Source organism: Allomuricauda sp. CAU 1633 (genome assembly GCF_017313225.1).
Taxonomy (GTDB): Bacteria; Bacteroidota; Bacteroidia; order Flavobacteriales; family Flavobacteriaceae; genus Flagellimonas.
The window spans coordinates 904,644-929,367 of sequence record NZ_JAFLNE010000002.1; the positions used below are offsets into that span (position 1 = coordinate 904,644).

Here is a 24,724-nt window from a genome sequence, read left to right on the forward strand (position 1 = left end):
ACAACACACTACGCTTTTATCAACAAAAAAGATGGGAGCAAAGATCATATTGGTCTTTACAGGTTGTGAACCATCCAATTGTTCATTTGCTTGACGTCATTTCTTAAAGATTCCCGCTAATGAATCTCGGCGTCCTTTAATAAATTGTCCAGTTCCCCCCGATCCAGCAATCGGCCATTTAAAATAACACTTTCTATGGTTTGGGTGTTGGAAATGTCCTCAAGGGGATTTTTATTGAGCAAAACCATATTGGCTCTTTTTCCTTCTGAAATAGTCCCGTCTTCTGCATATTTCCCTAAATATCTTGCGGGATTTACGGTGGTTGTTCTTAGAATGTCGTAAGGTTTCATACCGACTTCTTGCATAAGTTCAAATTCTCTATGCAGGGAGAAACCCACATAGGCTACCCCAAAGGTGTCACTGCCACTCATCAGCATCACATGGCTGTCAGAAAGAATCTTTGTGAACATTTTCATCCATTCAAGGTACCGGGAAAACAGGATAGGAGCTTTGGTTCCTTCAAACTCTAGTTCTTTTAAGCTCCTATATTCATTCTTTTCGGTTAGGAATTTTGCCCGTTGGTCCGCGGGAAGGTATTTTGTAAGTGGGTCTTCTTGAAGCTTTTTGAAGGTGTCATCATCCAAATATTGGTTGACGGTTTCAAATACCACCAAGGTTGGGGTGACATAAAGGCCACTTTGCTGTATACTGTTGGCCGTATCATATAAATCTTGGGTGTTGTTGTTCAAATAATTCCATTCTTCTTCCTTGTTGAATACATAAATAAAATCCTCGACATGTTCAATGGATTTCATTCGCAAGGAAAATTCCAGAGGCAGTTTCCTTTGGGCGTGACCTATAACCGGAATTCCACTTTTCTGAGCTTTTTCCAAAAGATGCAAGTACAGTTCTTTTGGAAGGTTATCTGCCAGTTTTAAAAAATCATAACCTTTGGACACGTGGGATTCAACAATCTGATCTATCTGCTCTTTGGACTGAAGTTGTCCCTGTTTTAAGTAGGGTCCAGTGGTGTAATAATCTGGCCCCAAAAGCGCACCTGAGTTGATTTTTTTTCCTACTGCAACATGATCTTGTCCACCATATTCGGCCATATTTCTTACGGTGGTAATACCATTGGCCAGAAGCAATTTTAGGTCGTGCTCTATTCCATTTTCAGTACTTCTCCAGTGATAGTGCATTTCGGAGAGTCCCGGAATAAGATATTTGTTGGTTCCATCAACAATTCTATAGTTTGAAGCTGTTCTTTCTGTTGGGGAATTCTCAATCTTTAAAATTTTACCATGGGCAATCCATACATCCTGATTTTCCAAAGTGATTTCCCCGACCATGGGAATAACCGTTACGTTTTGTATGAGAATGGAATGGTTTGTTTGACCAACGCAAGTACAGATGGAAAAGAAAAAAATCAAAATGAGGCCAAGCGAATTCTTCATAAATTATCTTCTTCGAGGTATGATTTTATCTGTAGCGATGCTTTATTCCGTCACCTCTGGTTTTTCCGTAAACGGTGTAATCCCAAAAGCAGGATATACCTCGGTTGGATAGTAAAACGTACCCCCTCTGGACACCAATGCAATGGTCTTAATGGCTTTGATATCTTCCACGGGATTACCGGGCACCAAAAAGAAATCGGCCAGTTTACCGGGCTCAATACTGCCCAAATCTTCTTGTCCCAAGTACTCGGCCATATCATACGAAGCCAATTTTAGGAGCTCGGCAGGGGTGTAGCCCAATTGTTGGTTGTACAGTTCCAACTCGCGGTGGAAGTTAAACGCTCCGCCCAAATCGGTCCCTGCCACAATGAAGATGCCTTTGTCTTTCATCATTTTCAAGGTTTCCACAATTTTGGCATAAGCTTCGCGATAGGCTTTGTCCTCTTCTTCATCCGCAATTTGTGCCAAGGCCACTTTTAGGCTACGTTGCTCGTTGGGTGGCATGTGGTCGATATAATCCACAGCTCCGGGCGTCACTTCTCCGTTTCGGGAAAGCATCAACATTTCGTGGATGGCCAGCGTAGGGTCTATGGCAGTATTGTTCGATACAAACAAATCCATCGTTTCTTGAACTTTTGGGCTGTTCAAATCCAATTCTGGAAAGCGTTTCATGGCAGTAAGGCGCAACAAAGTTCGTGTGTCCTCATCGGGCTCCAAAACCCAGCCCAACATCGTCTGATTAACGTGGGTCATTTCATCAAAGCCCGCATTCAACATGGCATTGGCATTGGAAAAGGCGGGTACGTGACCCGTTACAAATAAACCTTGGCCATGTGCTTTTTTCACAATGTCGGGAGCCCATTCGCCATTCATGCTGTTGTACAGTTTCACACCATAAAACCCAAGGCTGTCATAGGTATCCACAGCAGCAAGGGCTTCTTCTTTGGTCTCCACCAAAATACCATTGTTGCTGTTGTAAGGACTTTTTCCTTCAATAAAACCCAATCGAGTCACACGGGGACCGGCTAAAACCCCGGATTCAATTTTTTCGATAAGACTGGTCAGTACTTCCGTGTCATTCCCCATATCCCGGAACGAGGTGACACCCGCCAGCACATTCAGAAGGGCATCATCATCCCCAGTATGGGCATGCATCTCAAAAAGTCCAGGGACCAACGTACCGCCATTTCCTTCAATCTGCACTTCACCTTCCGAGGAGGCATCGGCAGCTTCAATGGCGGTGATTTTTTCTCCTTCAACCACTACCGAAACCGGGTCGGTCAAGGATAAGGTATTGGGGTCAAAAACCCGCACATTGCGAATGCGTACCTTGCCCTCATAGTTATGGGCAAATTCTTTTTGTAGATTTTCGTAGCGCTCCGCGGAATAATTTTCGGACAGTTGACGCATGTCTTTTTCAACCGCCTCAAAACCTTCGCGGATAACAATATAACGTGGTGATATAAAAGCAAAGAATTTTTGGGCATCATCCACAATAAAATAGGATGGGTCAAGGTCCGCCCCAGACAGGGCATAAGAAGTAAGGCTTAATTCGCCGTCACCCGCAGGCATAGGAACAGTAAGGTCTTCCATTTTGGTAAGGGTGAGATTCCCTGCAGGAAGTACGGGCAATGTGTTTTCAGGAGCTTTTAGCAACAATCGGGCTGCCAAAACGGTAGAGTAGGGGCTTCCAAATTGGTTTACATACAATTGAGGTTCGCCAAGGGTAGCACTTCCCGAACCAGTGGCATCGGTCCATGAGGCATTGTTGCCTTCCAGGGAAAAGTGTTCATCAACAGCATTGCCAAAAGTGGTGTTTCCGGTCACTTCCCAACTTGTTGGAAAACCATCAGCATTGAGGACAATGGTTTCTTTCATGGTGGGACCACGGCCATTGTTCTTGTAATCGTAATCAATATTGATGGTGTCGCCAGAAATGTTGGTTTTCAAGTAGCCTACCTTGTTTTCACCCACAATAACGGTGTAGGTTTCATCTCCTTGATGATTGGCCAAGGATGAAGTTTGTTCCTTTTTGCAGGAATAACTTGCTAGGACAACGAGGCCTAGCAGCAGTAAACGGAGTTTCATAGTAGTCGGATTTTAGTCTGGCTGAAGGTATGGATTTTTAAGCAATACACCGACCCTATTTCCAACTAGGTCACGGGGTGGGGTATTTTGCCTGTTTTGTAGAAATCAATGATATTTTGGGCGGACATCCGGGCCATTTCATTGCGGGCTTCCACTGTTGAGGAACCAATATGGGGCAACACGGCCACATTCTCCATTTGAAGCAGTGGATTGTTGGGCTGCATGGGCTCTGGATTGGTAACATCCAGTCCTGCTCCCCAAATGGAACCATTTTTTAAGGCTTCTATTAAATCAGTTTCATTGTGTATTCCTCCACGAGCCGTGTTGATGAAAACAGTACTGTTTTTCATTTTGGCAAAGGCATCCTTTCCAAATACACCTTTGGTTTCTTCGGTAAGATTGCTGTGCACGGAAAGGACATCACTTTGGGCCAAAAGTTCATCAAAGGATACGTATTTTGCATTGAGCGTGTCCTCCGCCGCTTGATTTCTGGACCGATTGTGATAGATAATATCCATGCCATAAGCGGCTTTACAGCGTTTGGCCATAACCATACCAATGGTTCCCAATCCGAAAACGCCTAAGGTTTTGCCATCCAGCTCAAAACCGAGATTGGCAGTGGGGACAAAGTGCTCCCATTGGCCTTTTTCAATGGTTTTGTGCATGTAGACCATTTTTCGGGAGACCATGATCATAAGCCCAAAGGCCACATCCGCAGTGGCTTCGGTCATGGCGCCAGGGGCATTTCCAATAACAATACCGAATTGTTTTGCGGCTTGCACATCGATATTATCATAGCCCACGGCAAATTGTGAGATGACGTCCAAATGCTGACAGCTTTTCAAGAAATGCGCATCAATCTTGTTGGAACCCGTGCTGAGGAGAGCATCGTACTCTTGGCAGATGTTGATTAACTCGTCTTGGGGAATGAGGTTATTACTTTCGTTGATGGTAATGTCGAATCCAGCTTGTGTCAGCATGTCAATGGCAAGCTGTGGGTATTTTAGACTGAGAAAAACTTTTTTAGGCATGTTAAAAAACAAGGTTAAGCTATAAAGATACCCTATTTAAGGCTTTGTTTTTTCAAAGTATGGTTAAGATTGAATCATAATCCCCCGGTGGATTAAATTGCTACTTACAGGTTGTATCCCAATTTCTCGGGCCCAAACCGAGAGTTGTCCCATATGGTGTATTTCGTGCGCAATGATATGTCGCAACGCTTCTCCGTAGGTGCAATGGATGGAGGATGAGGGAAAGTCCATATGTAGCACTTTAATCTCAAGCGAGTCGTCCCATTCGTTAAGGTATGGTTCCACATCAGCATGAAGCTTTTGGGACAGGGCAATAATTTTGTCCAATTGGTCGTAGGAAGAAAAATCCAAATCCAAGATAGGCACTCCTTTTAGGTCGCAAATCCAATTGTGCTCCACTACGACAATATGATAAAGTGTATGCAGAATATTGCCCAAGCCGCCGGTTCTTGACTGAATAAGTTCTTCGTGAGAAGCCTTTTGCAGCGCCGCAAACCACTCGTCACGGACCATCCAATTATAGTTAAAAAGAAATTTCATTGTTGTGATTTGGTTAAAAGAAAGCTGTTGAAGCTTTGGGGTTAAAATTGGGGTTTCGTTATCGGTTTGGCTATGAGTAGTTACGTGGTTTAGCACTTAACTTTGCAAGTACACACCAAACTGAGAATTCGCGTGGATTTTCAGAAGTAGGCGAGAACTGGCAATTACTTATAGCCATTGTTGTGGCAAGTTATTCATTCATAAAATCAGATATAATCTTATCTAGTGATTCTATATCTTCTTTCTTATTCAGATACTTATCAATGTTCGCATCTCCCATAGTTTGAATTTTGTATTCTGGTAATTTTTCTTGGAACATTAGATATACAAAAATGTCTACAATTCTTTCTTTCAAACCGTGAGAAAGGTTGTATTTGCCTACAATTGAATACTCCATTCCCATATGAGTGATTTCGTGAATTATTGTGTAGGTGGGATTTTTATATTTCATAAACCCACCTTCTTTATTTGTTAGTAAAGTTATTATTCCTTCATCAGGGTCATAGCTTCCTCCAGTTCCATATAAAGTGAATACAACTTTGTATTTGTCGAACATCATAAAATTCCAATCCCAATCAATTTTTTGCTCATTAATCTCATTGAGAAGGTTGTTCAATAAGTCAACCTCATTTCTAACTTTCCGTATTGCTTGCTCATAATTCTTTTGCTCAAATACATTGGTTTCAACAAGTGTATAGATTGCAGTATAGTCCTCATTTCCGAAAGTCCCATTTTTAGATTTTTTCACCATTGAATCAATCAATGAATCTTTTGGTAGATTAATATTATATCCTTGTTTTTCAAGAAGATTTATGTCATTGATTGTTCTCCAAATTGAAGTAGATTCTTGTTCTATAGTAGGTTGAACGATTTCAATCCAAGACTTCTGTTTTTGTGATTTACAACTCGAGCTGAGTATCAAAAAATAAAGAAACAATAATTTGGATATTTTCATATCGTTTTAATTTGCCACAACGTTAAAAGATATGAATCGTTTTAATGATTTATATCGACTGATAACGAAGTTAGCAGAAAATAAGCAGAGTTTCAATACAGTCCATAAAGTAGTATGCATAAATTACAAACATGGCTTTAATGTCTAACTCTCAACAAATCACTATCTTTGCGCCCCTGAAACAAGGACCGGACCAATGAACAAAAAAGTCGCTTTTTATACACTGGGTTGCAAGCTCAATTTCTCCGAAACTTCCACCATTGCACGAAGTTTTGAAAAGGAGGATTTTGAGCGCGTGGACTTTTCCGAAAAAGCAGACATTTATGTGATTAACACCTGCTCTGTAACCGAGAATGCGGACAAACGTTTCAAGACCATTGTAAAACAAGCGCAAAAGGGAAATCCGGATGCTTTTGTTGCTGCTGTGGGTTGTTATGCCCAATTGAAACCGGAAGAGTTGGCTGCAGTAGATGGAGTCGATTTGGTTCTGGGAGCCACAGAAAAGTTCAAGATTACCGATTACCTGAACGATTTATTGGATTCGGACCCTGAGCGTAGTCGAAGGGTCGCCCAAATACATTCCTGCGAAATTGAAGAAGCCGATTTTTATGTGGGCAGCTATGCTATTGGCGACCGAACCCGTGCTTTTTTGAAGGTCCAAGATGGCTGTGATTACAAATGTACCTACTGTACCATTCCTTTGGCTCGAGGCATATCACGTAGTGATACTTTGGAAAATGTTTTACTGAATGCCAGTGAAATAGCTTCCAAAGACATTAAGGAAATTGTGTTGACAGGTGTAAACATAGGGGATTATGGAAAGGGTGAATTTGGGAATAAACGGCATGAACATACCTTCTTGGATTTGGTCAAAGCTTTGGACCAAATTGATGGGATTCATCGGTTACGTATTTCGTCCATTGAGCCCAATCTTCTGAAAAACGAAACCATCGATTTTGTGGCCCAGAGCAATTCCTTTGTGCCGCATTTCCATATTCCTCTCCAAAGTGGGAGTGATGCCATCTTAAAGCTGATGCGCCGTCGCTATTTGTCCAATCTGTATGTGGACCGGGTAAAACGTATCAAAGAGGCCATGCCCCATGCCTGTATTGGGGTGGATGTAATCGTGGGCTTCCCTGGGGAAACCGATGAACATTTCTTGGAAACCTATCATTTTTTAAATGAATTGGATATTTCCTATTTACATGTATTCACTTATTCGGAACGGGACAATACCTTAGCGGCAGAAATGGATAATGCTGTACCAAAAAAAGTACGAAGCAAGCGCAGTAAGATGCTCCGCGGACTATCGGCTAAAAAAAGAAGGGCTTTCTACGAAAGCCAATTGGGTACCGTAAGGACGGTTCTTTTTGAGGGCGAGAACAAATCGGGCTATATTCATGGGTTTACCGAAAACTATGTGAAGGTAAAGGCACCTTGGAACCCAGAATTGGTCAACACCTTGCACCAAGTGGAGCTTACCGAGATCGATGAGGATGGCTTGGTGCGTTTTCAGTTTGTTTCCGCTTCAGTTTCGGCATAAAAAAACCTCCCAATTGCTTGAGAGGTTAACATCTTGTTGGTTGTAGTTGGTCAGATGCGGATGCCTACGGGCAGCATCTCTTTGTATTGTCTGTTTTTTCTCAAAAAACCAGCTATATGTGGGCTTGTAGGTACTACCCTTAGGTTTTTCTCTTGAATCTCGTTTAAAACGGCTTTGATAAAAGCTTCTTTAAAGCCTTCTTGGGTGATTTCTTCTGGGATTACCAGCTTGGTCAAAAATACTTTACGCTCTTGGGAAGAGTATTCAATTTTGGCTAAATGCCCGTTGACCCTAGTTTCAAATTGGCGCAAGAAACTATTGTCGTTAATTTCCATTTCTGTCATATAGTACTGTTTTTAAATTGATACCGTACGATTACCAAAACGGTAATTTGGTGTCCCCTTGTTACAAAATATGTTCAAATAGGCGGGGTTAGTTATAAAAGGGATACAAAATTAGTCAAAATATTGTTAATTTCCTAGACCTTATCGATATTTGGTGTGAAATGTCCGACAAGAAAATCCATGTCTACTTCATGCCCGGGATGGCTGCCAATCCATCCATTTTTGATGGGATAAAACTACCTGAAGCTTCTTTTGAGACCCATACCTTGGAATGGTTTCTTCCCGAAAAAGGCATGTCCTTAGCAGATTATGCCCAAAAAATGTGCGAAAAGATAAAACATGAGGCCCCCGTACTTATTGGTGTCTCTTTTGGTGGGATGTTAGTACAGGAAATGGCGAAGGTCATTCCAACCAAAAAAGTTATAGCGGTTTCCTGTGTAAAGACCTCGGATGAATTACCCAAGCGGATGCTTTTTGCCAAGTATACCAAAGTCCATAAATTATTGCCCACAGGACTGGTGAACAATGTGGAGTTGTTGGCCAAATACGCTTTTGGTGAAACCGTTACCAAGCGGTTGGACCTTTATGAAAAATACCTTTCGGTTAGGGACAAGGGCTATATTGACTGGGCTATAGACCAAATTGTAAATTGGAAACAGACCGAGCCTCCTAAAAACTTGATTCACATTCATGGAGAAAAGGATGCTGTTTTTCCCATAGCCAACATTGCTGATTGCATTACCGTGAAAAATGGAACACATACCATGATCATACATCGGGCCAGATGGTTCAATGAAAACCTCCCCACAATTATTTTGGAATAATTTCGTCTTTATAATAGTATCTTTACGGTACTCAAATAAAAGATTTTGCTATGAAATACTTAAAAAACATATTAGCTCTAATCGGATTGGTCGCAGTGGTCAGCACGCTGATTTTTGCGGTGCAGTCGAATGAAGTGGAAGAGACTCCCGCAGTAAAGGAGCCTGTGGCCAAGGATAAAAATGTGGCAGATACCTATCAGATTAGTGCCATAGACATTCCCGATGATTTGAATTTTGCAGGAGAACCCGTCCCCCAAGAAGATCCTGAGATCATGGAACGTGTAGATCGCGAGTTTTTGGTGAACACCTACTGGCAATCCAACGCCGTATTGTTGATAAAACGTGCCAACAAATATTTTCCAATTATCGAACCCATTTTGAAGAAGAATGGCATCCCTGATGATTTTAAATATTTGGCCGTGGCTGAAAGTGGTCTTGAAAATTTGGTTTCTCCGGCAGGGGCAACCGGTTTTTGGCAAATTATGAAAGGAACAGGAAGAGAGTATGGCTTGGAGGTAAATGATAATGTGGACGAACGCTACCATGTGGAAAAATCTACCCAAGTGGCCTGCGATTACTTGAATAAATGGAAAGAGCGTTTTGGCACTTGGACCCTGACAGCAGCTGCCTATAACGCGGGACCCGCTGGAATCCAAAAATATATGGGTATCCAGCAGGTGGACGATTACTACGACTTATTGTTGGGGCAGGAGACCGGAAGATACGTGTTTCGGATATTGGCCATTAAGGAAATCATTTCCCATCCCGAAAAATACGGTTTTGAGTTGGAGCAAAAAGACATGTACGAAAAAGTACCCACCTTTACCGTGGAAGTGGATGAGCCCGTGGCCAACTGGGCGGAGTTTGCCGAGCTTTACGAAATCAACTACAAAGTCCTCAAAAGGCACAACCCCTGGTTGCGTGAACCACATTTAAACAACGCATCCCGTAAAAAGTATACTATCGAGATTCCAAATAAGGGGTATTATCGAGTTGGAAGTGCTGGGCAGTAGGTAAAAATACAGATAAGGGATAATGAGTATAAAATCTTGATTCGGCAAAAGCTAAGCACCAAGCTCCAAATTCCAAAAAAGGAAATTGGGATTTAGGTTTTGTAATTTGGGATTTTTATGGCTAGATCTTCTTCATCTGCTGCTGCATCATCTTGATCTGTTCGGTAAGCATGTTGTTTTTGTCCAACTTTTTGGCTTCCTGAAGCAATTGGGTGGCTTCGCGCTTTCTGCGCTTTTGCATGGCAATACCGGCCAAGCTCAATTTGGTCATGGCCACATCGTAATCCATAGTGAGACCAAATTTCAAGGCCTTTTTAAAATATTTCTCCGCTTGGGTCAGGTTCTTTTGGGAATAGATGATACCGTGTAAGTAGTTGTAGTAGCCCTCTTGCTTTTTAATCAAGGCGACGGATGGGTTCTTGATTTTGTCCAACCACTTTTGCGTACCTTCCATGTCCTGTTTACGCATCCGAAGAAAGGCCAACAAAATCATTTCGTTTCTAAAATAAAGGAAAATAAAAATCAACGAAAACAGAATCAAGGCAATTCCGTTGCCAATATTCCCTTCAATAAATTGATAAACGGCATATCCAATGATCAATGCGGCGATAACAAGTTTGATGTTTTTGTTGAACATATTCCAGCTGATTTTTTCCTTTTAGTAACGAGGGGGCAAAAGTACTAAAAACTAATTTAAATATTTTTGCGGTTGACTTGCCAAAATAAAAAGTCTTTGTATATTTGCGCCCAGAATTTTTCGGGAAGATTACTTTTCCCACGAACAAAATCCATTAAAAGAGTTCCGAAATGAAAAGAACGTATCAGCCGTCAAAAAGGAAGAGAAGAAACAAGCATGGTTTTAGGGAGCGCATGGCGACTGCCAATGGTAGAAAAGTTCTTGCGAGAAGAAGAGCCAAAGGAAGAAAAAGATTAACTGTTTCCTCTGAGCCAAGACATAAAAAATAATGATAGTATTTTAGATTTAAATTAAAGGTGTTACTTTTCCAGTAACACCTTTTTTTTGACGTGCCAACAAAAGAAAACGAGTAACACCCTATATAAAAATGCCAAAAAGAAAAGATTTAAAATCCATTTTGATTATTGGTTCTGGCCCCATCATCATTGGTCAGGCATGTGAGTTCGATTATTCAGGTTCCCAAGCACTTCGGTCGCTTCGCGAGGATGGTATTGAGACCATCTTGATCAATAGCAACCCCGCTACGATTATGACAGACCCCACCATGGCAGACCATGTGTATTTGAAACCGTTGAATACCAAATCAATTGTTGAGATTTTAAAGAATCACCCCAATATTGATGCTGTTTTGCCTACCATGGGAGGTCAAACCGCATTGAACCTTTGCATTGAGGCTGATGAAAAGGGAATTTGGGAAGACTTTGGAGTTGAAATTATTGGTGTGGATATTGATGCCATCAACATCACTGAAGACCGTGAGAAATTCCGGGAATTGATGCTGAAAATAGGCATTGGAATGCCTCCTCAGGCTTCCGCAACCTCCTTTTTAAAAGGAAAGGAAATAGCACAGGAGTTCGGTTTTCCCTTGGTAATCAGGGCTTCATTTACCCTTGGAGGGGCTGGAGCAGGTATCGTTTACGATCCAGAGGATTTTGATGATATGTTGAGCCATGGTCTGGAAGTATCGCCCATTCACGAGGTGATGATAGACAAGGCCTTAATGGGCTGGAAAGAATACGAGTTGGAGCTGCTTCGCGATAAAAATGACAATGTGGTCATCATCTGTACCATTGAAAATATGGACCCGATGGGAATCCACACAGGGGATTCCATTACCGTGGCTCCTGCGATGACCCTCTCGGACCGTACTTTTCAGCGGATGAGGGATATGGCCATCCATATGATGCGCAGCATTGGGGATTTCGCTGGAGGGTGTAATGTGCAGTTTGCGGTAAGCCCGGATGAAAAAGAAGACATTATCGCCATCGAGATCAACCCAAGGGTGTCTCGATCTTCAGCTTTGGCCTCAAAAGCAACGGGCTACCCCATTGCTAAGATTGCGGCCAAATTGGCGATTGGGTATACTTTGGATGAGTTAGACAACCAAATTACCAAATCTACTTCGGCCTTGTTTGAGCCCACTTTGGACTACGTCATTGTAAAGATTCCACGTTGGAACTTTGACAAGTTTGAAGGTTCGGACCGAGCTTTGGGGCTACAGATGAAGTCTGTTGGGGAAGTGATGGGCATTGGTCGCTCGTTCCAAGAAGCCCTGCATAAAGCCACGCAATCCCTTGAAATCAAGCGAAATGGATTGGGCGCCGATGGAAAAGGATATAAAGATTACGAAAAAATCATCCAAAAATTAAAAGTGCCCAGTTGGGATCGGGTATTTGTGATTTATGATGCCATTCAACTGGGTATACCGTTGAAACGCATCCATGACATCACCAAAATAGATATGTGGTTCTTAAAACAGTATGAAGAACTACACTTCTTGGAGATGGAAATTTCAAAATATACGGTTGAAAGCTTGCCCAAGGCCTTGCTTTTGGAAGCTAAACAAAAAGGCTTTGCCGACCGCCAGATAGCGCACATGTTGGATTGCTACGAAAGTGAAGTGCATACCAAGCGTACCGATTTGGGCATCAACAGGGTGTATAAATTGGTGGACACCTGTGCGGCTGAATTTAAGGCCGTTACACCTTATTATTATTCCACTTTTGAGGAGGAGATTGAAACGCCTGATGGGGAGCGTTATGTGGCCAATGACAGTGTGGTGACCGATAAGAAAAAAATTGTGGTTCTGGGTTCAGGCCCCAACCGAATAGGGCAGGGGATAGAGTTTGACTACTGCTGTGTGCATGGAGTCTTGGCAGCAGCAGAATGTGGTTATGAGACCATTATGATCAACTGTAACCCGGAAACCGTTTCCACGGATTTTGATACTGCGGACAAGCTGTATTTTGAGCCTGTTTTTTGGGAGCATATCTACGATATTATCCGACATGAAAAACCTGAGGGGGTTATTGTACAGTTGGGTGGTCAGACTGCATTGAAACTGGCCGAAAAATTGGATAAATACGGTATCAACATCATTGGAACCAGCTTTAAATCCTTGGATTTAGCCGAGGACCGAGGAAGCTTCTCCACATTATTGAAAGACAATGACATACCTTACCCAAGATTCGGGGTGGCGGAAACCGCTGAAGAAGCCTTGGATTTGGCCGATGAGCTGAACTTTCCACTTTTGGTAAGACCTTCGTATGTTTTGGGGGGACAAGGGATGAAAATTGTGATCAACAAGGAAGAATTGGAAGCCCACGTAGTGGATTTGTTGCGAAGTATCCCAAACAACAAACTGCTCTTGGATCATTATTTGGATGGTGCTATTGAAGCAGAAGCAGATGCTATATGCGATGGGGAGGATGTGTATATCATCGGTATCATGGAGCACATTGAGCCCTGCGGGATTCATTCAGGAGACTCCAATGCCACTTTACCACCGTTTAACTTGGGTGAATTTGTCATGCAGCAAATCAAGGACCATACCCGTAAAATTGCATTGGCTTTGAACACTGTGGGGTTGATCAACATTCAGTTTGCGATCAAGGATGACATTGTTTACATTATTGAGGCGAACCCAAGGGCATCCAGAACGGTCCCCTTTATCGCCAAGGCCTACGGTGAACCGTATGTGAATTTTGCCACCAAGGTGATGCTGGGCGAGAAAAAGATCAAGGATTTTGACTTTAAACCACATTTGGATGGCTACGCTATAAAACAACCTGTGTTCTCCTTCAACAAGTTCCCTAACGTGAACAAAAACCTGGGGCCAGAAATGAAGAGTACCGGAGAGAGCATTTTGTTTATCGATAGTCTAAAAGACGATGAGTTTTACAATTTATATTCCCGAAGAAAGATGTACTTGAGCAAGTAATTCCAATACATTAAAAAGTAAACCTTTGCGATGGTCGCCTAATCTTTGACAGTAAAAGATTGAGCAATTGTCTCAAAGGTTTTTTTATGCTCCTTTTTTTTGCTTTTCAAGGTCCAGGACATCACCATATGAATTTTGCTCTTTCCATCGATAAACGTTAGGAAATAGCTCAATTCTTCCCCAATGTTATCCACCTTGGCATCAATCTCAATGGCTTCGGCCTCCAATCCAGAAATGGTCATTGGAGTAGACTCTGATTGATAGGTGATTTGCATTCGTTCTGCCAATCGTTTTAACTGAATATCCCTGTATAGCGCAATATTGAATTCATCCCCATAATCCAGTTCGTTTAGCACAGTGATGAACTCCTTTTTTGGTTCATCAATGACGATGGTATAGATTTCTTTATGGATATTTTGACGCTGAAGGGAGGCATCATTGTTCAAACCAGTGGTCTGTTGCATGTCCTTGGGAATACCGATTTCATAATCATCAACAACTATTTTGTGGAATTCAACTTGGCTGGTGGTTGACTCTGGTGTTTTCTTTTTACCATCCATGCAGGAACTTAAAGAAAGAGCTAGGCTAGCTGTAAGTAGGAGAACGATTTTTATTTTCATATTGGGATTGAACTATTTGGAACGAAATAAAAATAAACAATTTGAAAATCAAACCAAAAGCAACCAAAAAACCCCGCAAAGCGGGGCCTTTATCATCTGTTACAATTGTAAACCTTAACCCTCAAGAGGCTTGTGGGTACTGATGGCAATCCGGTTCCAAGCATTTATGGTCACTACCGCCATAATGATTTGGGCAAGGTAATTCCCATCAAACAATTCCATAGCTTTTTCATAGGTTTCCTGCGTTAAACCATTCTCATGAACCAAGGTGACCTCTTCAGTAATTTTAAGAATGACTTGTTCCTCTTCTGAATATAAGTCGGTGTCCCACCAAGCGTCCAACAAAAGCAAACGTTTTGGATTTTCTCCCAGTTTCAGGGCTTCTTCTGTATGCATGTTAATGCAAAACGCACAACCATTAATTTGGCTAGCTCGAATTTTAATGAGCTTGTAATGGTTTTTGTTTAATTGGCCCTCTTGCAAATATTTTTCCAGCCCAAACATGGCATTGAAGGCTTGAGGTTCTAAGGCATCAATTTGAATTCTGTTTTCCATTTTTTTATTGTTTTTTGAATGTGGAACGAAGGTATTTCATGCTGTATTCAAAAAACTTAAACAGGTTTAAGAACGCTTTTTGGCCCGTATCTCGCTCACATATTCTGGGGTAAGACCTAAGAAAGAAGCAATCAAATATTGGGGGACGCGTTGGGCAAATTCGGGAAAGTGTTCGGTAAAGTGAAAGTAGATCTCCTCTTTGGAAAAATCGAACAGATATTTCATTTTCATGATGGAGGAGCCATACCCAATTTGGTACATGATTCTAAAATAACGTTCAAGCTGAGGGAATTCTTTGAGCAATTGCTCCTGTTTTTCGTAGGATATAGACAGCAATTCAGTGTCCTCAACCGCTTGAATGTTAAAATCTGTCCTAGTTTGGTTCAAATATGCCAATCCATCGGTCATCCACCAATTGTCAATTGCGAATTGAACCGTGCGTTCCACTCCTTTTTCACTGGTAAAGTACATATGAAGACAACCTCTGAGCACAAAGTAATTTTGGTCACAGGGACTTCCCGCTTCCATTAAAATTTGCTTTTTGGATACGCTTTGGGATTCAAAAAATGAGTTGATCCTTTGAAAATCTTCATTGCTAACGGTGACAAACTTGTTGATATGTGCAAAGAGTTGCTCAGACATAGTTGTTCCAAAAGTAAAAAGAAAGAAGCTTCAACGTTTTCTTGACTCTTAACCGTTTATCGATAAATTTTTGTTAAAACAATATAAAGAATTTTGCACTTAATTGAATTATATGAAAAAACTATAAGCTTTTTTGTAAAAATGATAGGAGCTATGACAATTTTAACCATAATTAACAATGACAATTTGTGCGGCAAATCCCCGTGACATAGTTTTGTTCCCCAAATGAGAAAAGCGTTAAAAAGATATTTGTTTCCACTCTGCATCCTATTGTTGGGAGGATTCATCAATCATTTATATGCTGACGTACAAGACAGTATAGAAAATGAAAATGCTTGCTTTTCACAATATGAGTTCCTTGGCCACGCCTCGGTGGACACTCCTTTGGTCGGAATTGAAAAAAGCCTTTTTGCTGAGATAACCGATGTTGAAGAACAAGAGGAAAAAGACGAGGATTTTGCATCTTATAGTTCTGATTTACAATTTGGCAGTTACTTTACTGCCTTTTTTTATCCCTCAGTTTCTGGGCAAGAATTTCGTGAACTAGAAATAAACCATGGGTTATTCCAACCCACTTCAATTACTGCGCCCTATAAGCGGCATATTCAATTTCAAGTTTTTCGAATTTAGAATTACACTTCTCAAGTAGGTCTATATCTGTATAGGGCCACTTATCATCAACCCATTGAATCATATTCAATAACCTGGGGCAAGTCCATACACAGTCAGATTTGGGCTTCCCTGCCAAATTTTTCAATACACCAATTTTTTTAAACCCGTAACATTATGAGGAGAATTCCCATGTTCATTGGCTTGTTTGTATTGCTCAGCCATACAAGCTGCGAGTCCAAGAAACACGAAAAAAAGGACGAAACCAAATTCCTAGTGAGCAGTCCCATTAAAAAGGACACTTCCATTACCAAAGACTATGTGTGCCAAATCCATTCCATTAGACATATTGAGCTCAGGGCTTTGGAAAAAGGATATTTACAGCACATTTCTGTTGATGAAGGCCAGCATGTAAAAAAGGGCCAACAGATGTTCCACATTATGCCCAATGTGTACGAAGCGGATTTGCAAAAGGCCAAAGCAGAGGCTGAAGTGGCCGAAATCGAATACAAAAACACCAAATTGTTGGCTGATGGCAACGTAGTTTCCGAAAATGAATTGGCCATGGCCAAAGCCGAATACAATAGAGCAAAGGCGGAAGTCACCCTAGCTGAAACACACTTGGGATTTACTGATATCCGTGCTCCCTTTGATGGCATTATGGACCACCTCGAAGCCAGGGAGGGCAGCCTTTTGGATGAAGGCGAACTCTTGACCACCCTTTCCGACAACAGTAAAATGTGGGTCTACTTTAACGTGCCCGAAGCCGAGTACTTGGATTATATCACCAGTGCCAAAAAGGATAGCAAACAATCCGTTGACCTTCTTATGGCCAACAATAAAAAGTTCAATCATTCAGGAATTGTGGAAACCATTGAAGGAGAGTTCAACAATGAAACCGGTAACATCGCTTTCAGGGCCACTTTCGATAATCCAGAAGGTATCCTCCGTCATGGGGAGACCGGAAGTATTTTGATGCGGGTCCCGCTGGACAATGCCATGCTCATTCCCCAAAAGGCCACATTTGAGGTATTGGATAAAAAGTATGTTTTCGTTGTGGACAAAGACGACAAGGTGCAACAACGTGAGATTACCATAGGAGCAGAACTGCCTCATCTCTTTGTAGTGGAAAAAGGATTATCGGAAAATGATAAGGTGTTGTTGGAAGGAATCCGAATGGTGCGTAACGGAGAGAAAATCCATTACGACTTTGAGAAACCGGAGGAGGTTTTGTCCAACCTAGAGTTATACACGGAGTAGCACAAATCCTTAATCTTCTAAAAGATGTTTAAAAAATTTATCCATAGGCCCGTATTGGCAATTGTGATCTCGGTGATCATTGTCTTTACCGGTCTACTCGCTATAAAGCAATTACCCATATCGCAGTTTCCACAGATTGCGCCAACCACGGTCAATATTTTTATCGCCTATCCGGGATCAAGTGCGGACGTGTTGGTGAAATCAACCCTGATTCCTTTGGAAACTTCCATAAATGGAGTACAGGGCATGCGATATATTGCCTCCGATGCTACTAGTGCCGGAGAAGGTACATTGCGTGTAATCTTTGAACCTGGAACCGACCCCAATCAAGCGGTGGTTCGGGTAAAGACCCGGGTAGACCAAGTAATGCCGCTGCTTCCCGAGTTGGTGCAGCGTGAAGGTGTCATCATCACCCCCGTACAGCCCAGTATGTTGATGTACGTGAACCTATACAGTGACGCCAAGAACAACGACGAAAAATTCCTTTACAACTATGCCTATACCAAAATGATTCCTGAAATCCAGCGGATCAATGGTATTGCCAGTGCCCAGATATTGGGTAGCCGTAAATTTGCCATGCGCGTTTGGTTAAAGCCAGACCGTATGCGGGCATACAATGTTTCGGCCGAAGAGGTTTTAGAGGCCATGGAAGACCAAAGTATTTTGGCACGTCCAGGCCGATTGGGACGAAGCTCCGGTAAAAAAGCCCAGTCGTTGGAGTATGTATTGGTGTATCAAGACCGGTACAGTGAACCGGAACAATATAAGGATATCATCATCAAGGCCAATGAAGAAGGAGAAATCTTGAAATTGGGTGATTTGGCCGATGTAGAACTCGGAAGTGAGTTCTTTGATATTTATTCCAACTTGGATGGTAAGCCGTCGGCGTCCATCGTATTGAAGCAAACCTTTGGTAGTAATGGTAGTGATGTTATCGCTGCGGTGAAAGATAAACTGAAGGAACTGGAAGCGGAAATGCCTCCGGGAATCGATTACAAAATCAGTTATGACGTTTCCAACTTCTTGGATGCCTCCATAGAACAGGTACTCCACACCCTTCGAGATGCCTTTATTTTGGTGGCCATTGTGGTGTTCCTGTTCTTGGGGGATTGGCGGTCTACACTTATTCCGATTATCGCCGTACCTGTTTCCTTGATTGGAGCCTTCTTTGTGATGCAACTCTTCGGACTGTCCATCAACCTGATTACTTTGTTTGCCCTTGTATTGGCAATTGGTATTGTGGTGGATAACGCCATTGTGGTGGTGGAAGCCGTTCACGTAAAGATGCACGAAGAAAACCTTACGCCTTACAAAGCTTCGTATGAAGTGTTGGGGGAAATTGGTGGGGCCATCATCGCCATTACCTTGGTAATGACCTCGGTTTTTATTCCCATTTCCTTCATGACTGGTCCAGTTGGGGTGTTTTATCGGCAGTTCTCCATTACCATGGCAGGATCTATTGTCATCTCGGCTATTGTGGCCTTGACCTTGACCCCAGTGCTTTGCGCCATGATGTTGAAGAACACACATGGCAAACCACGTAGAAAATCACCTGTAAACCGTTTCATTGATTGGTTCAATGCCAAGTTTGAAAAGCTTACGGGAAGGTATGTTGGTGTGCTGAACAAGATTGTAAATCGAAGAGTAATCACCTTTGGGGTATTGTTGGCGTTTTGTGCCGGGATTTTCTTTACCAATCAGGTATTGCCTGCCGGATTTATCCCCAATGAAGATCAAGGAATGATCTATGCCATCATCCAGACCCCTCCCGGAGCTACCTTGGAGAGGACCAATGAAGTGGCCCGAAAACTTCAAAAGATATGTGAGGAGACTGAAGGTGTTGAGTCGGTTTCGTCATTGGCCGGTTATGAAATCATGACTGAAGGTCGTGGTTCCAATGCCGGGACTTGTTTGATCAACTTAAAACCATGGTCGCAACGGGAACACTCCGTACATGAAATTATGGAAGAGTTGGAAGAAGAGACCAAGGACCTGGGTGCAGTAATTGAATACTTTGAGCCCCCCGCTGTGCCAGGTTTTGGTTCTTCCGGTGGTTTCTCCATGCGTTTGTTGGATAAGACCAATGGTACCGATTACCATGAGTTTGAACGTATCAACAATGAGTTTATGGATGCACTTCGCGAGCGCAAGGAGTTAACAGGTTTGTTTACTTTTTTTGCAGCCAATTATCCGCAGTACGAGTTGAAAATCAACAATAAGGCTGCCATGCAGAAGGGAGTATCCATTGGTAGGGCCATGGAAAACCTGAACATTCTTATTGGTAGTACCTATGAACAGGGTTTTATCCGCTTTGGACGCTTCTTTAAGGTGTATACCCAAGCTGCTCCCGAATATCGGGGCATGCCTTCGGACCTGGAGAAGTTGTTTGTGAAGAACGAAGAGGGCGAAATGGTTCCTTATTCTGCCTTCATGACGATGGAGAAAAAGCTTGGCCCGAATGAAATTACACGTTACAATCTCTATAATTCGGCAGCCATTCGCGGACTTCCTGCTGCTGGATTTACCAGTGGGGATGCCATCAAGGCCATTCAGGAAGTGGCCGAGCAGAGTCTACCACGAGGGTACGACATTGCTTGGGAAGGGCTTTCCTATGATGAGGCACAACGCGGTAATGAATCCATCTACATTTTTATTGTGGTGTTGATTTTCGTATATCTCGTATTGGCCGCCCAATATGAAAGTTTCTTGTTACCACTCGCGGTGATTTTGTCCTTACCCGTTGGGGTGTTTGGTTCCTTCTTCCTGTTGAAAGTCATGGGATTGTCCAATGACGTTTACGCCCAGATTGGTATGATTATGCTGGTAGGGCTGTTGGGTAAAAACGCAGTATTGATTGTGGAGTTTGCGGTGCAGAAGCATCGACAGGGCGCCACCATCTTGGCTGCGGCCATCGAGGGGTCCAAACAGCGGTTCCGACCTATTTTGATGACCTCATTTGCCTTCATCGCTGGTTTAATTCCCTTGGTTGTTGCTACAGGAGCAGGGGCCATTGGAAACCGAACTATCGGTGGTTCCGCCTTAGGTGGAATGCTCATCGGTACTGTATTTGGGGTATTGGTGATTCCAGGTCTCTACTACATCTTCGCTAAAATGGCTGAAGGCAAGAGCCTCATCAAGGATGAACACGATGAACCAATTTCCGAAGAGTTCTTCAAAACTAGAGATGATAGTAAACTTCGGGCTCGTTTGCGTGAAGTGAATCGACTTTTGAAAAAAATGACCACAAGAAATGGAAACAATAAGAAAAAAGGGAATAATGATGAAGAATAGAAAATCATTTGTGATAGGCGTTCTCGCTGTAGTGGCCCTGTATTCTTGTGTGCCTACGCGGGAGATTCGGGATGAAAATACTTCCGTCCCTGAGCAGTATCAGAATCAATCCACCGATACTACAAATACAGGCTTGGTGCAGTGGAAGGAGTTTTTTAAAGACCCCAATCTCGTTGTGTTGATTGATACCGCTTTGGTGAACAACCAAGAGTTGAACATTATGCTCCAACAAGTGGATATGGCCAAGAATGTAATTCAGGCTAAAAAAGGGGAATACCTTCCCTTTGTCAATATCCAAGCCGGAGCGGAAGTGGAAAAAGTAGGAGAGTATACTCGTAATGGCGCTGTGGAGAAGAACCTCGAGGTTAAGGAAGGGGAGGAGTTCCCTGAACCCTTGACCAATTATGGAGTGGGAGCCTTTGCCACATGGGAATTGGATGTTTGGAAGAAGTTGCGCAACGAGAAAAAAGTAGCGGTTTTTGAATATCTGTCCAGTGTTGAAGGTAAAAACTTTATGGTGACCAATTTGGTAGCAGAGATTGCGGACTCCTACTATGAGTTGATGGCGTTGGACAACCAATTGGCCATCATTGACCAAAATTTGGAGATTCAGCAGAATGCCCTAAGGATGGTAAAACTGCAGAAGCAGGCAGCTAGAGCTACTGAGTTGGCCGTAAAACGTTTTCAGGCAGAGGTAATGAAAAATCAAAGCCATAAGTATGAAATCCAGCAGGAAATCGTGGAAACGGAGAACCAACTCAATTTCTTAATCGGGAGGTCGCCACAACATATTCAAAGGGTCTCGGATAATTTCATTGATACGCCTATTGATCTTATGTATGCCGGGATACCTTCGCAATTATTGCAAAACCGTCCGGATGTGCGCCAAGCGGAATTTGAATTGGCAGCCGCCAAGTTGGATACCAAAGCGGCCAAGGCCAGTTTTTATCCCCAGTTCACCATAAAGGCAGGAGCAGGATTGCAAGCATTTGATACAAAGTATTTGACCACAACCCCAGAATCGGTGTTGTATTCCGTGATGGGGGATATGGTAACACCTCTGATCAACAGAAATGCAATCAAGGCTCAATATAAGAATGCTACAGACCGACAGTTGCAAGCGGTTTATGAATATGAAAAGGCCATTTTAAACGCCTATATCGAAGTGGCCAATCAGTTGTCCAACATCGACAACTTAAAAAAGAGCTATGAATTAAAAGAAGGTCAAGTAAAAGCCCTAACCGAATCCATAGACCTGTCCACACGTTTGTTCCGATCCGCGAGAGTGGAATACATTGAGGTGTTGTTGGCTCAGCGTGAAGCATTGGAATCCCGAATGGAACTGGTAGAGACCAAAAAAGACCAGATGCTGGCCCAGGTCACCATGTACCGGGCCCTGGGAGGTGGCTGGAATTAGATTGCCCCAAATCGAGATTAAATAGTGTTGTTGTTCCTACTTAACAAGCTATCGGTTATCTCAAAAGTGAAAGCCCATGTTACAATTGTATCATGGGCTTTCTAATTTTTTAAAGAACTGAAAATTTGAATTTTATCAATTATAAATAACTTGTCCAAGTCGAGCAATCTTTCTTTAGAAATTCAAAATTTATAATTGTAACCAATTCGGATTACCTGAGTTTCATAATAGTCAGAACTGGTGTATGAAAAATTACTCCCGTCAATTTCTTTTTTTATTACCATGGTGTTGAATAGGTCGGTTGCGTTGAGGAACAATTCCCCTTTTCCATTTTGAATCATTTTTTTAATACCGAGATCAAGCGAAAATCTTGAATCTATAGTACCCTGCGGAATAATGTCTGGTGCTAAATAAATGGCGGTGAATTGGGCTTCAGTGTTTCCACCTAATTTTAGATTGGTGTTCAATTTAATGTTCCCAGAATAAACATCTTGTTGTTCAGAATTGAAGGTGTGTGCCACAGGATATTTGTTCATTATGGAAAAGGCATCAATTTGATTATAATATCCATTTAAATTCAAGTTAAAGTTTACTTTATCCGAAAGTTCTTGATTAAAAATCAGCTCCAAACCAGTGTTATGACTTTTTCCTGCATTTTGAGAGGTATTGTAAATGAGATTTGAATCATCTACGGTAGTGGCCACCCGCGTAATGGTTCCATCTGAAATACGATAATAACCTGAACCGTACAAAAATCCGTTGTACCAACTGTTCTTATACCCAAGCTCAAAACTGTTGGTGAATTGGGGTTGCAAGGCCGGATTCCCCACTTTTATGATTTCAGCATCATCATACTTTGGAAAAATACGGATATCCACTTCATCCGGACGATCTACCCTTCTATTGTAAAAAGCAGACAATCTATTGTTTTTATTTATTTTATAGGTAAGCCTGGCATTTGGAAACGGCTGAAAATAATTATAACCATCGCTTTGATACGTATTGTGGCTGGGGTCAACATCATATTGTAGATCCACATACTCCATACGTAACCCAATTTCGGCTTCCCATTTTTGGACTTCGTAGGTATAGTTTCCGTAAAATGCCGGAATGGTTTCTTTGTAGGTGGCAACACCATCGGCACCAGTGTCCAACACCGAATTGTTTGCAGAGGGATTGAATTGCATATCCGTGGGGATTGTTCTTCTACGAAGTTTCAGCCCAGTTTCCAGCAAACCATGTTTCAAAGGTTTTGTGTAATCCAAAGTCAAGTCAGCCACCTTTTGGTCGGCAATCAAAAAAAAGGATTCATCTGTTGTAAAAGTAGGATTGGTGTTGGTAAAGAAATATTTTTCATCTTCCCTATCAAATGTATAGTTGAACCCAATATTTAGTTTATGCCCAGGTTGCTTAAATTTATGTTCATAGACTACCGAGCCCATTATGGCCGTTAATACTTCATCTTCCAAAAACTGCCAAAGCCTAAGATTTTCGTTGGTGTTACCATTAAAAAATGGCTGGTCCCCATAATCTTTTATGCTCTCCTGACTAAAAAATCCAGAAACGGTTAGCGTATTTTGATCATCTATGAACCAATCCATCCCTGCATTTGAGGTGAAAAAGTTGGTATCTCTGTTTCGTTTCAACTGTTGGTCTATCACCGTTCCATCGTCATAGACCCTGGTAACAAACTCATTTTTGTTAAGGGTTTCCGTGTAAAGATTGTCGGCCTGTATAAAGAGATTGACCTTGTTTTTTCGATAGTTTAGGGATAGCGAAGGATTTATTTTAGGTGTGGCGGTGTATTGGGGCCGAATCCCAGGGAGATTCTCTTTTCGTACCCACAATGCACCTAAACCTGCGGTCAGTCCAATGGTACCGTTCAATCCTTCTTGACTTTCTTTCTTCATTTTGATATTGATGATACCCGCATTCCCATTTGCATCGTATTTTGAAGAAGGATTATTGATGATTTCTATTTCTGCTATGGCGGAAGCAGGAATATTATCCAGGCCATTTTGGTTTCCAAACCCTGTGATGGCAGTTTGCTTTCCGTCAATAAGGACAACCACTTGATCATTACCTCTAAGTTGTACTTGCCCATCTTGAACGGTGACACCGGGGAGGTTGTTCATGGCTTGAAGCACGCTGCCACCGCCTTGGCTTAGGTTTTTATCTACACTATAAGATTTTTTATCCAATGCACCGGTAATCTCGTCTTGTTTGGTTGTTACCACTACCTCATTCAATTGTTGCACATTTTCCTCTAAGAAGAGGGTGCCCAAATCAAGAAATGCAGAGTTGGAACCAACAAAGAGTGGGGTGTTGTATTTTTGGTATCCCAAATAAGTTACTTCCAAAACATAATCTCCCGGTTGGGTGTCCGAGAGAGTGAAAAATCCATCTTCATCAGATATGGTGCCCAACACAAAAGTCAAGTCATCCGATTTTTTCAATACCACATTCACATAGGGTAAATTTTCACCAGTACCCTTGTCCTTGATGATACCTGAAACATTTACAGAAGTGGTTTGTGCTAACAGCGCAAAAGGAAATATCAAAGCACAAAGAATCCATAATGTGCTTGAATAGTGTATGCTCATATTTTAAGTATTGCCTTT

At 42.1% G+C, this 24,724-nt stretch carries 20 protein-coding genes; 9 read left to right on the forward strand and 11 right to left on the reverse strand.

Features of this window, described 5'->3' with window-relative positions:
* Positions 1-116 precede the first annotated feature (116 nt).
* The 5 genes from J0X14_RS08880 to J0X14_RS08900 all read right to left on the reverse strand — a co-directional run bounded on the left by J0X14_RS08880 (position 117) and on the right by J0X14_RS08900 (position 6,068).
* The gene (locus J0X14_RS08880) at positions 117-1,454 is read right to left on the reverse strand and encodes an amidohydrolase family protein (RefSeq protein ID WP_207097395.1); all 1,338 of its coding nucleotides are present in this window, start codon (positions 1,452-1,454) and stop codon (positions 117-119) included.
* Between the two features lie 42 nt (positions 1,455-1,496).
* A complete protein-coding gene (locus J0X14_RS08885; protein ID WP_207097396.1) occupies positions 1,497-3,542 on the reverse strand; it encodes an amidohydrolase family protein in 2,046 nt (681 codons plus the stop codon).
* A gap of 65 nt (positions 3,543-3,607) precedes the next feature.
* Positions 3,608-4,573, reverse strand: a complete 966-nt coding sequence (locus tag J0X14_RS08890; RefSeq protein WP_207097397.1) for a 2-hydroxyacid dehydrogenase — start codon at positions 4,571-4,573, stop codon at positions 3,608-3,610.
* A 63-nt stretch (positions 4,574-4,636) separates the two neighbouring features.
* Entirely contained in the window at positions 4,637-5,113 is a 477-nt protein-coding gene (locus tag J0X14_RS08895) for a DinB family protein (RefSeq protein WP_207097398.1), read from the reverse strand.
* A 190-nt stretch (positions 5,114-5,303) separates the two neighbouring features.
* On the reverse strand, positions 5,304-6,068 hold the full coding sequence (locus tag J0X14_RS08900) for a hypothetical protein (protein ID WP_207097399.1): 765 nt from the start codon (positions 6,066-6,068) through the stop codon (positions 5,304-5,306).
* A gap of 196 nt (positions 6,069-6,264) precedes the next feature.
* Between J0X14_RS08900 and mtaB the strand changes: the two genes are divergently transcribed.
* Positions 6,265-7,611: a tRNA (N(6)-L-threonylcarbamoyladenosine(37)-C(2))-methylthiotransferase MtaB gene (gene mtaB / locus J0X14_RS08905; RefSeq protein ID WP_207097400.1), complete on the forward strand. Its 1,347-nt coding sequence runs from the start codon at positions 6,265-6,267 to the stop codon at positions 7,609-7,611.
* 50 nt (positions 7,612-7,661) lie between these two features.
* On the opposite strand, the gene J0X14_RS08910 is transcribed toward mtaB, so the two are convergent.
* Positions 7,662-7,955, reverse strand: a complete 294-nt coding sequence (locus J0X14_RS08910) for a GNAT family N-acetyltransferase (RefSeq protein WP_036385576.1) — start codon at positions 7,953-7,955, stop codon at positions 7,662-7,664.
* A gap of 161 nt (positions 7,956-8,116) precedes the next feature.
* Here J0X14_RS08910 and J0X14_RS08915 point away from each other — a divergent pair, with 161 nt between their 5' ends.
* Together J0X14_RS08915 and J0X14_RS08920 are read left to right on the forward strand one after the other, a co-directional pair.
* Positions 8,117-8,779: an alpha/beta hydrolase gene (locus tag J0X14_RS08915; RefSeq protein ID WP_207097401.1), complete on the forward strand. Its 663-nt coding sequence runs from the start codon at positions 8,117-8,119 to the stop codon at positions 8,777-8,779.
* 50 nt (positions 8,780-8,829) lie between these two features.
* On the forward strand, positions 8,830-9,792 hold the full coding sequence (locus tag J0X14_RS08920; protein WP_207097402.1) for a lytic transglycosylase domain-containing protein: 963 nt from the start codon (positions 8,830-8,832) through the stop codon (positions 9,790-9,792).
* A gap of 121 nt (positions 9,793-9,913) precedes the next feature.
* Here J0X14_RS08920 and J0X14_RS08925 read toward each other — a convergent pair whose 3' ends face one another.
* The gene (locus J0X14_RS08925; RefSeq protein WP_207097403.1) at positions 9,914-10,429 is read right to left on the reverse strand and encodes a DUF2892 domain-containing protein; all 516 of its coding nucleotides are present in this window, start codon (positions 10,427-10,429) and stop codon (positions 9,914-9,916) included.
* A 170-nt stretch (positions 10,430-10,599) separates the two neighbouring features.
* On the opposite strand from J0X14_RS08925, the gene rpmH reads away from it, so the two are divergent.
* Both rpmH and carB read left to right on the forward strand, forming a co-directional pair.
* On the forward strand, positions 10,600-10,758 hold the full coding sequence (rpmH, locus tag J0X14_RS08930; RefSeq protein WP_072882462.1) for a 50S ribosomal protein L34: 159 nt from the start codon (positions 10,600-10,602) through the stop codon (positions 10,756-10,758).
* A gap of 98 nt (positions 10,759-10,856) precedes the next feature.
* Positions 10,857-13,709 carry a carbamoyl-phosphate synthase large subunit gene (carB, locus tag J0X14_RS08935; protein ID WP_207097404.1) on the forward strand — a complete coding sequence of 951 codons (2,853 nt, stop codon included), beginning with the start codon at positions 10,857-10,859 and terminating at the stop codon, positions 13,707-13,709.
* Between the two features lie 38 nt (positions 13,710-13,747).
* Here carB and J0X14_RS08940 read toward each other — a convergent pair whose 3' ends face one another.
* From J0X14_RS08940 to J0X14_RS08950, 3 genes are all read right to left on the reverse strand, one after another.
* On the reverse strand, positions 13,748-14,329 hold the full coding sequence (locus J0X14_RS08940) for a hypothetical protein (RefSeq protein WP_207097405.1): 582 nt from the start codon (positions 14,327-14,329) through the stop codon (positions 13,748-13,750).
* A gap of 114 nt (positions 14,330-14,443) precedes the next feature.
* Positions 14,444-14,884 (reverse strand): carboxymuconolactone decarboxylase family protein, encoded by a 441-nt coding sequence (locus J0X14_RS08945; protein WP_207097406.1) that lies wholly within the window; start codon positions 14,882-14,884, stop codon positions 14,444-14,446.
* 66 nt (positions 14,885-14,950) lie between these two features.
* Complete coding sequence (locus J0X14_RS08950) at positions 14,951-15,526, reverse strand: Crp/Fnr family transcriptional regulator (protein ID WP_207097407.1); 576 nt, start codon at positions 15,524-15,526, stop codon at positions 14,951-14,953.
* Between the two features lie 225 nt (positions 15,527-15,751).
* Here J0X14_RS08950 and J0X14_RS08955 point away from each other — a divergent pair, with 225 nt between their 5' ends.
* The 4 genes from J0X14_RS08955 (at position 15,752) to J0X14_RS08970 (ending at position 22,103) form a co-directional block, all read left to right on the forward strand.
* Positions 15,752-16,156, forward strand: a complete 405-nt coding sequence (locus J0X14_RS08955; RefSeq protein ID WP_207097408.1) for a hypothetical protein — start codon at positions 15,752-15,754, stop codon at positions 16,154-16,156.
* Between the two features lie 156 nt (positions 16,157-16,312).
* Positions 16,313-17,395, forward strand: a complete 1,083-nt coding sequence (locus tag J0X14_RS08960) for an efflux RND transporter periplasmic adaptor subunit (RefSeq protein WP_207097409.1) — start codon at positions 16,313-16,315, stop codon at positions 17,393-17,395.
* A 24-nt stretch (positions 17,396-17,419) separates the two neighbouring features.
* Positions 17,420-20,686 carry an efflux RND transporter permease subunit gene (locus J0X14_RS08965; RefSeq protein ID WP_207097410.1) on the forward strand — a complete coding sequence of 1,089 codons (3,267 nt, stop codon included), beginning with the start codon at positions 17,420-17,422 and terminating at the stop codon, positions 20,684-20,686.
* Positions 20,673-22,103, forward strand: coding sequence for a TolC family protein (locus tag J0X14_RS08970; RefSeq protein WP_242527964.1), 1,431 nt, complete (start codon positions 20,673-20,675; stop codon positions 22,101-22,103). The genes J0X14_RS08965 and J0X14_RS08970 overlap by 14 nt, the downstream gene beginning before the upstream one ends.
* Before the next feature lie 182 nt (positions 22,104-22,285).
* Here the strand turns inward: J0X14_RS08970 and J0X14_RS08975 are convergent, their stop codons facing one another.
* Positions 22,286-24,706, reverse strand: coding sequence for a TonB-dependent receptor domain-containing protein (locus J0X14_RS08975; protein WP_207097412.1), 2,421 nt, complete (start codon positions 24,704-24,706; stop codon positions 22,286-22,288).
* Between the last annotated feature and the right edge of the window lie 18 nt (positions 24,707-24,724).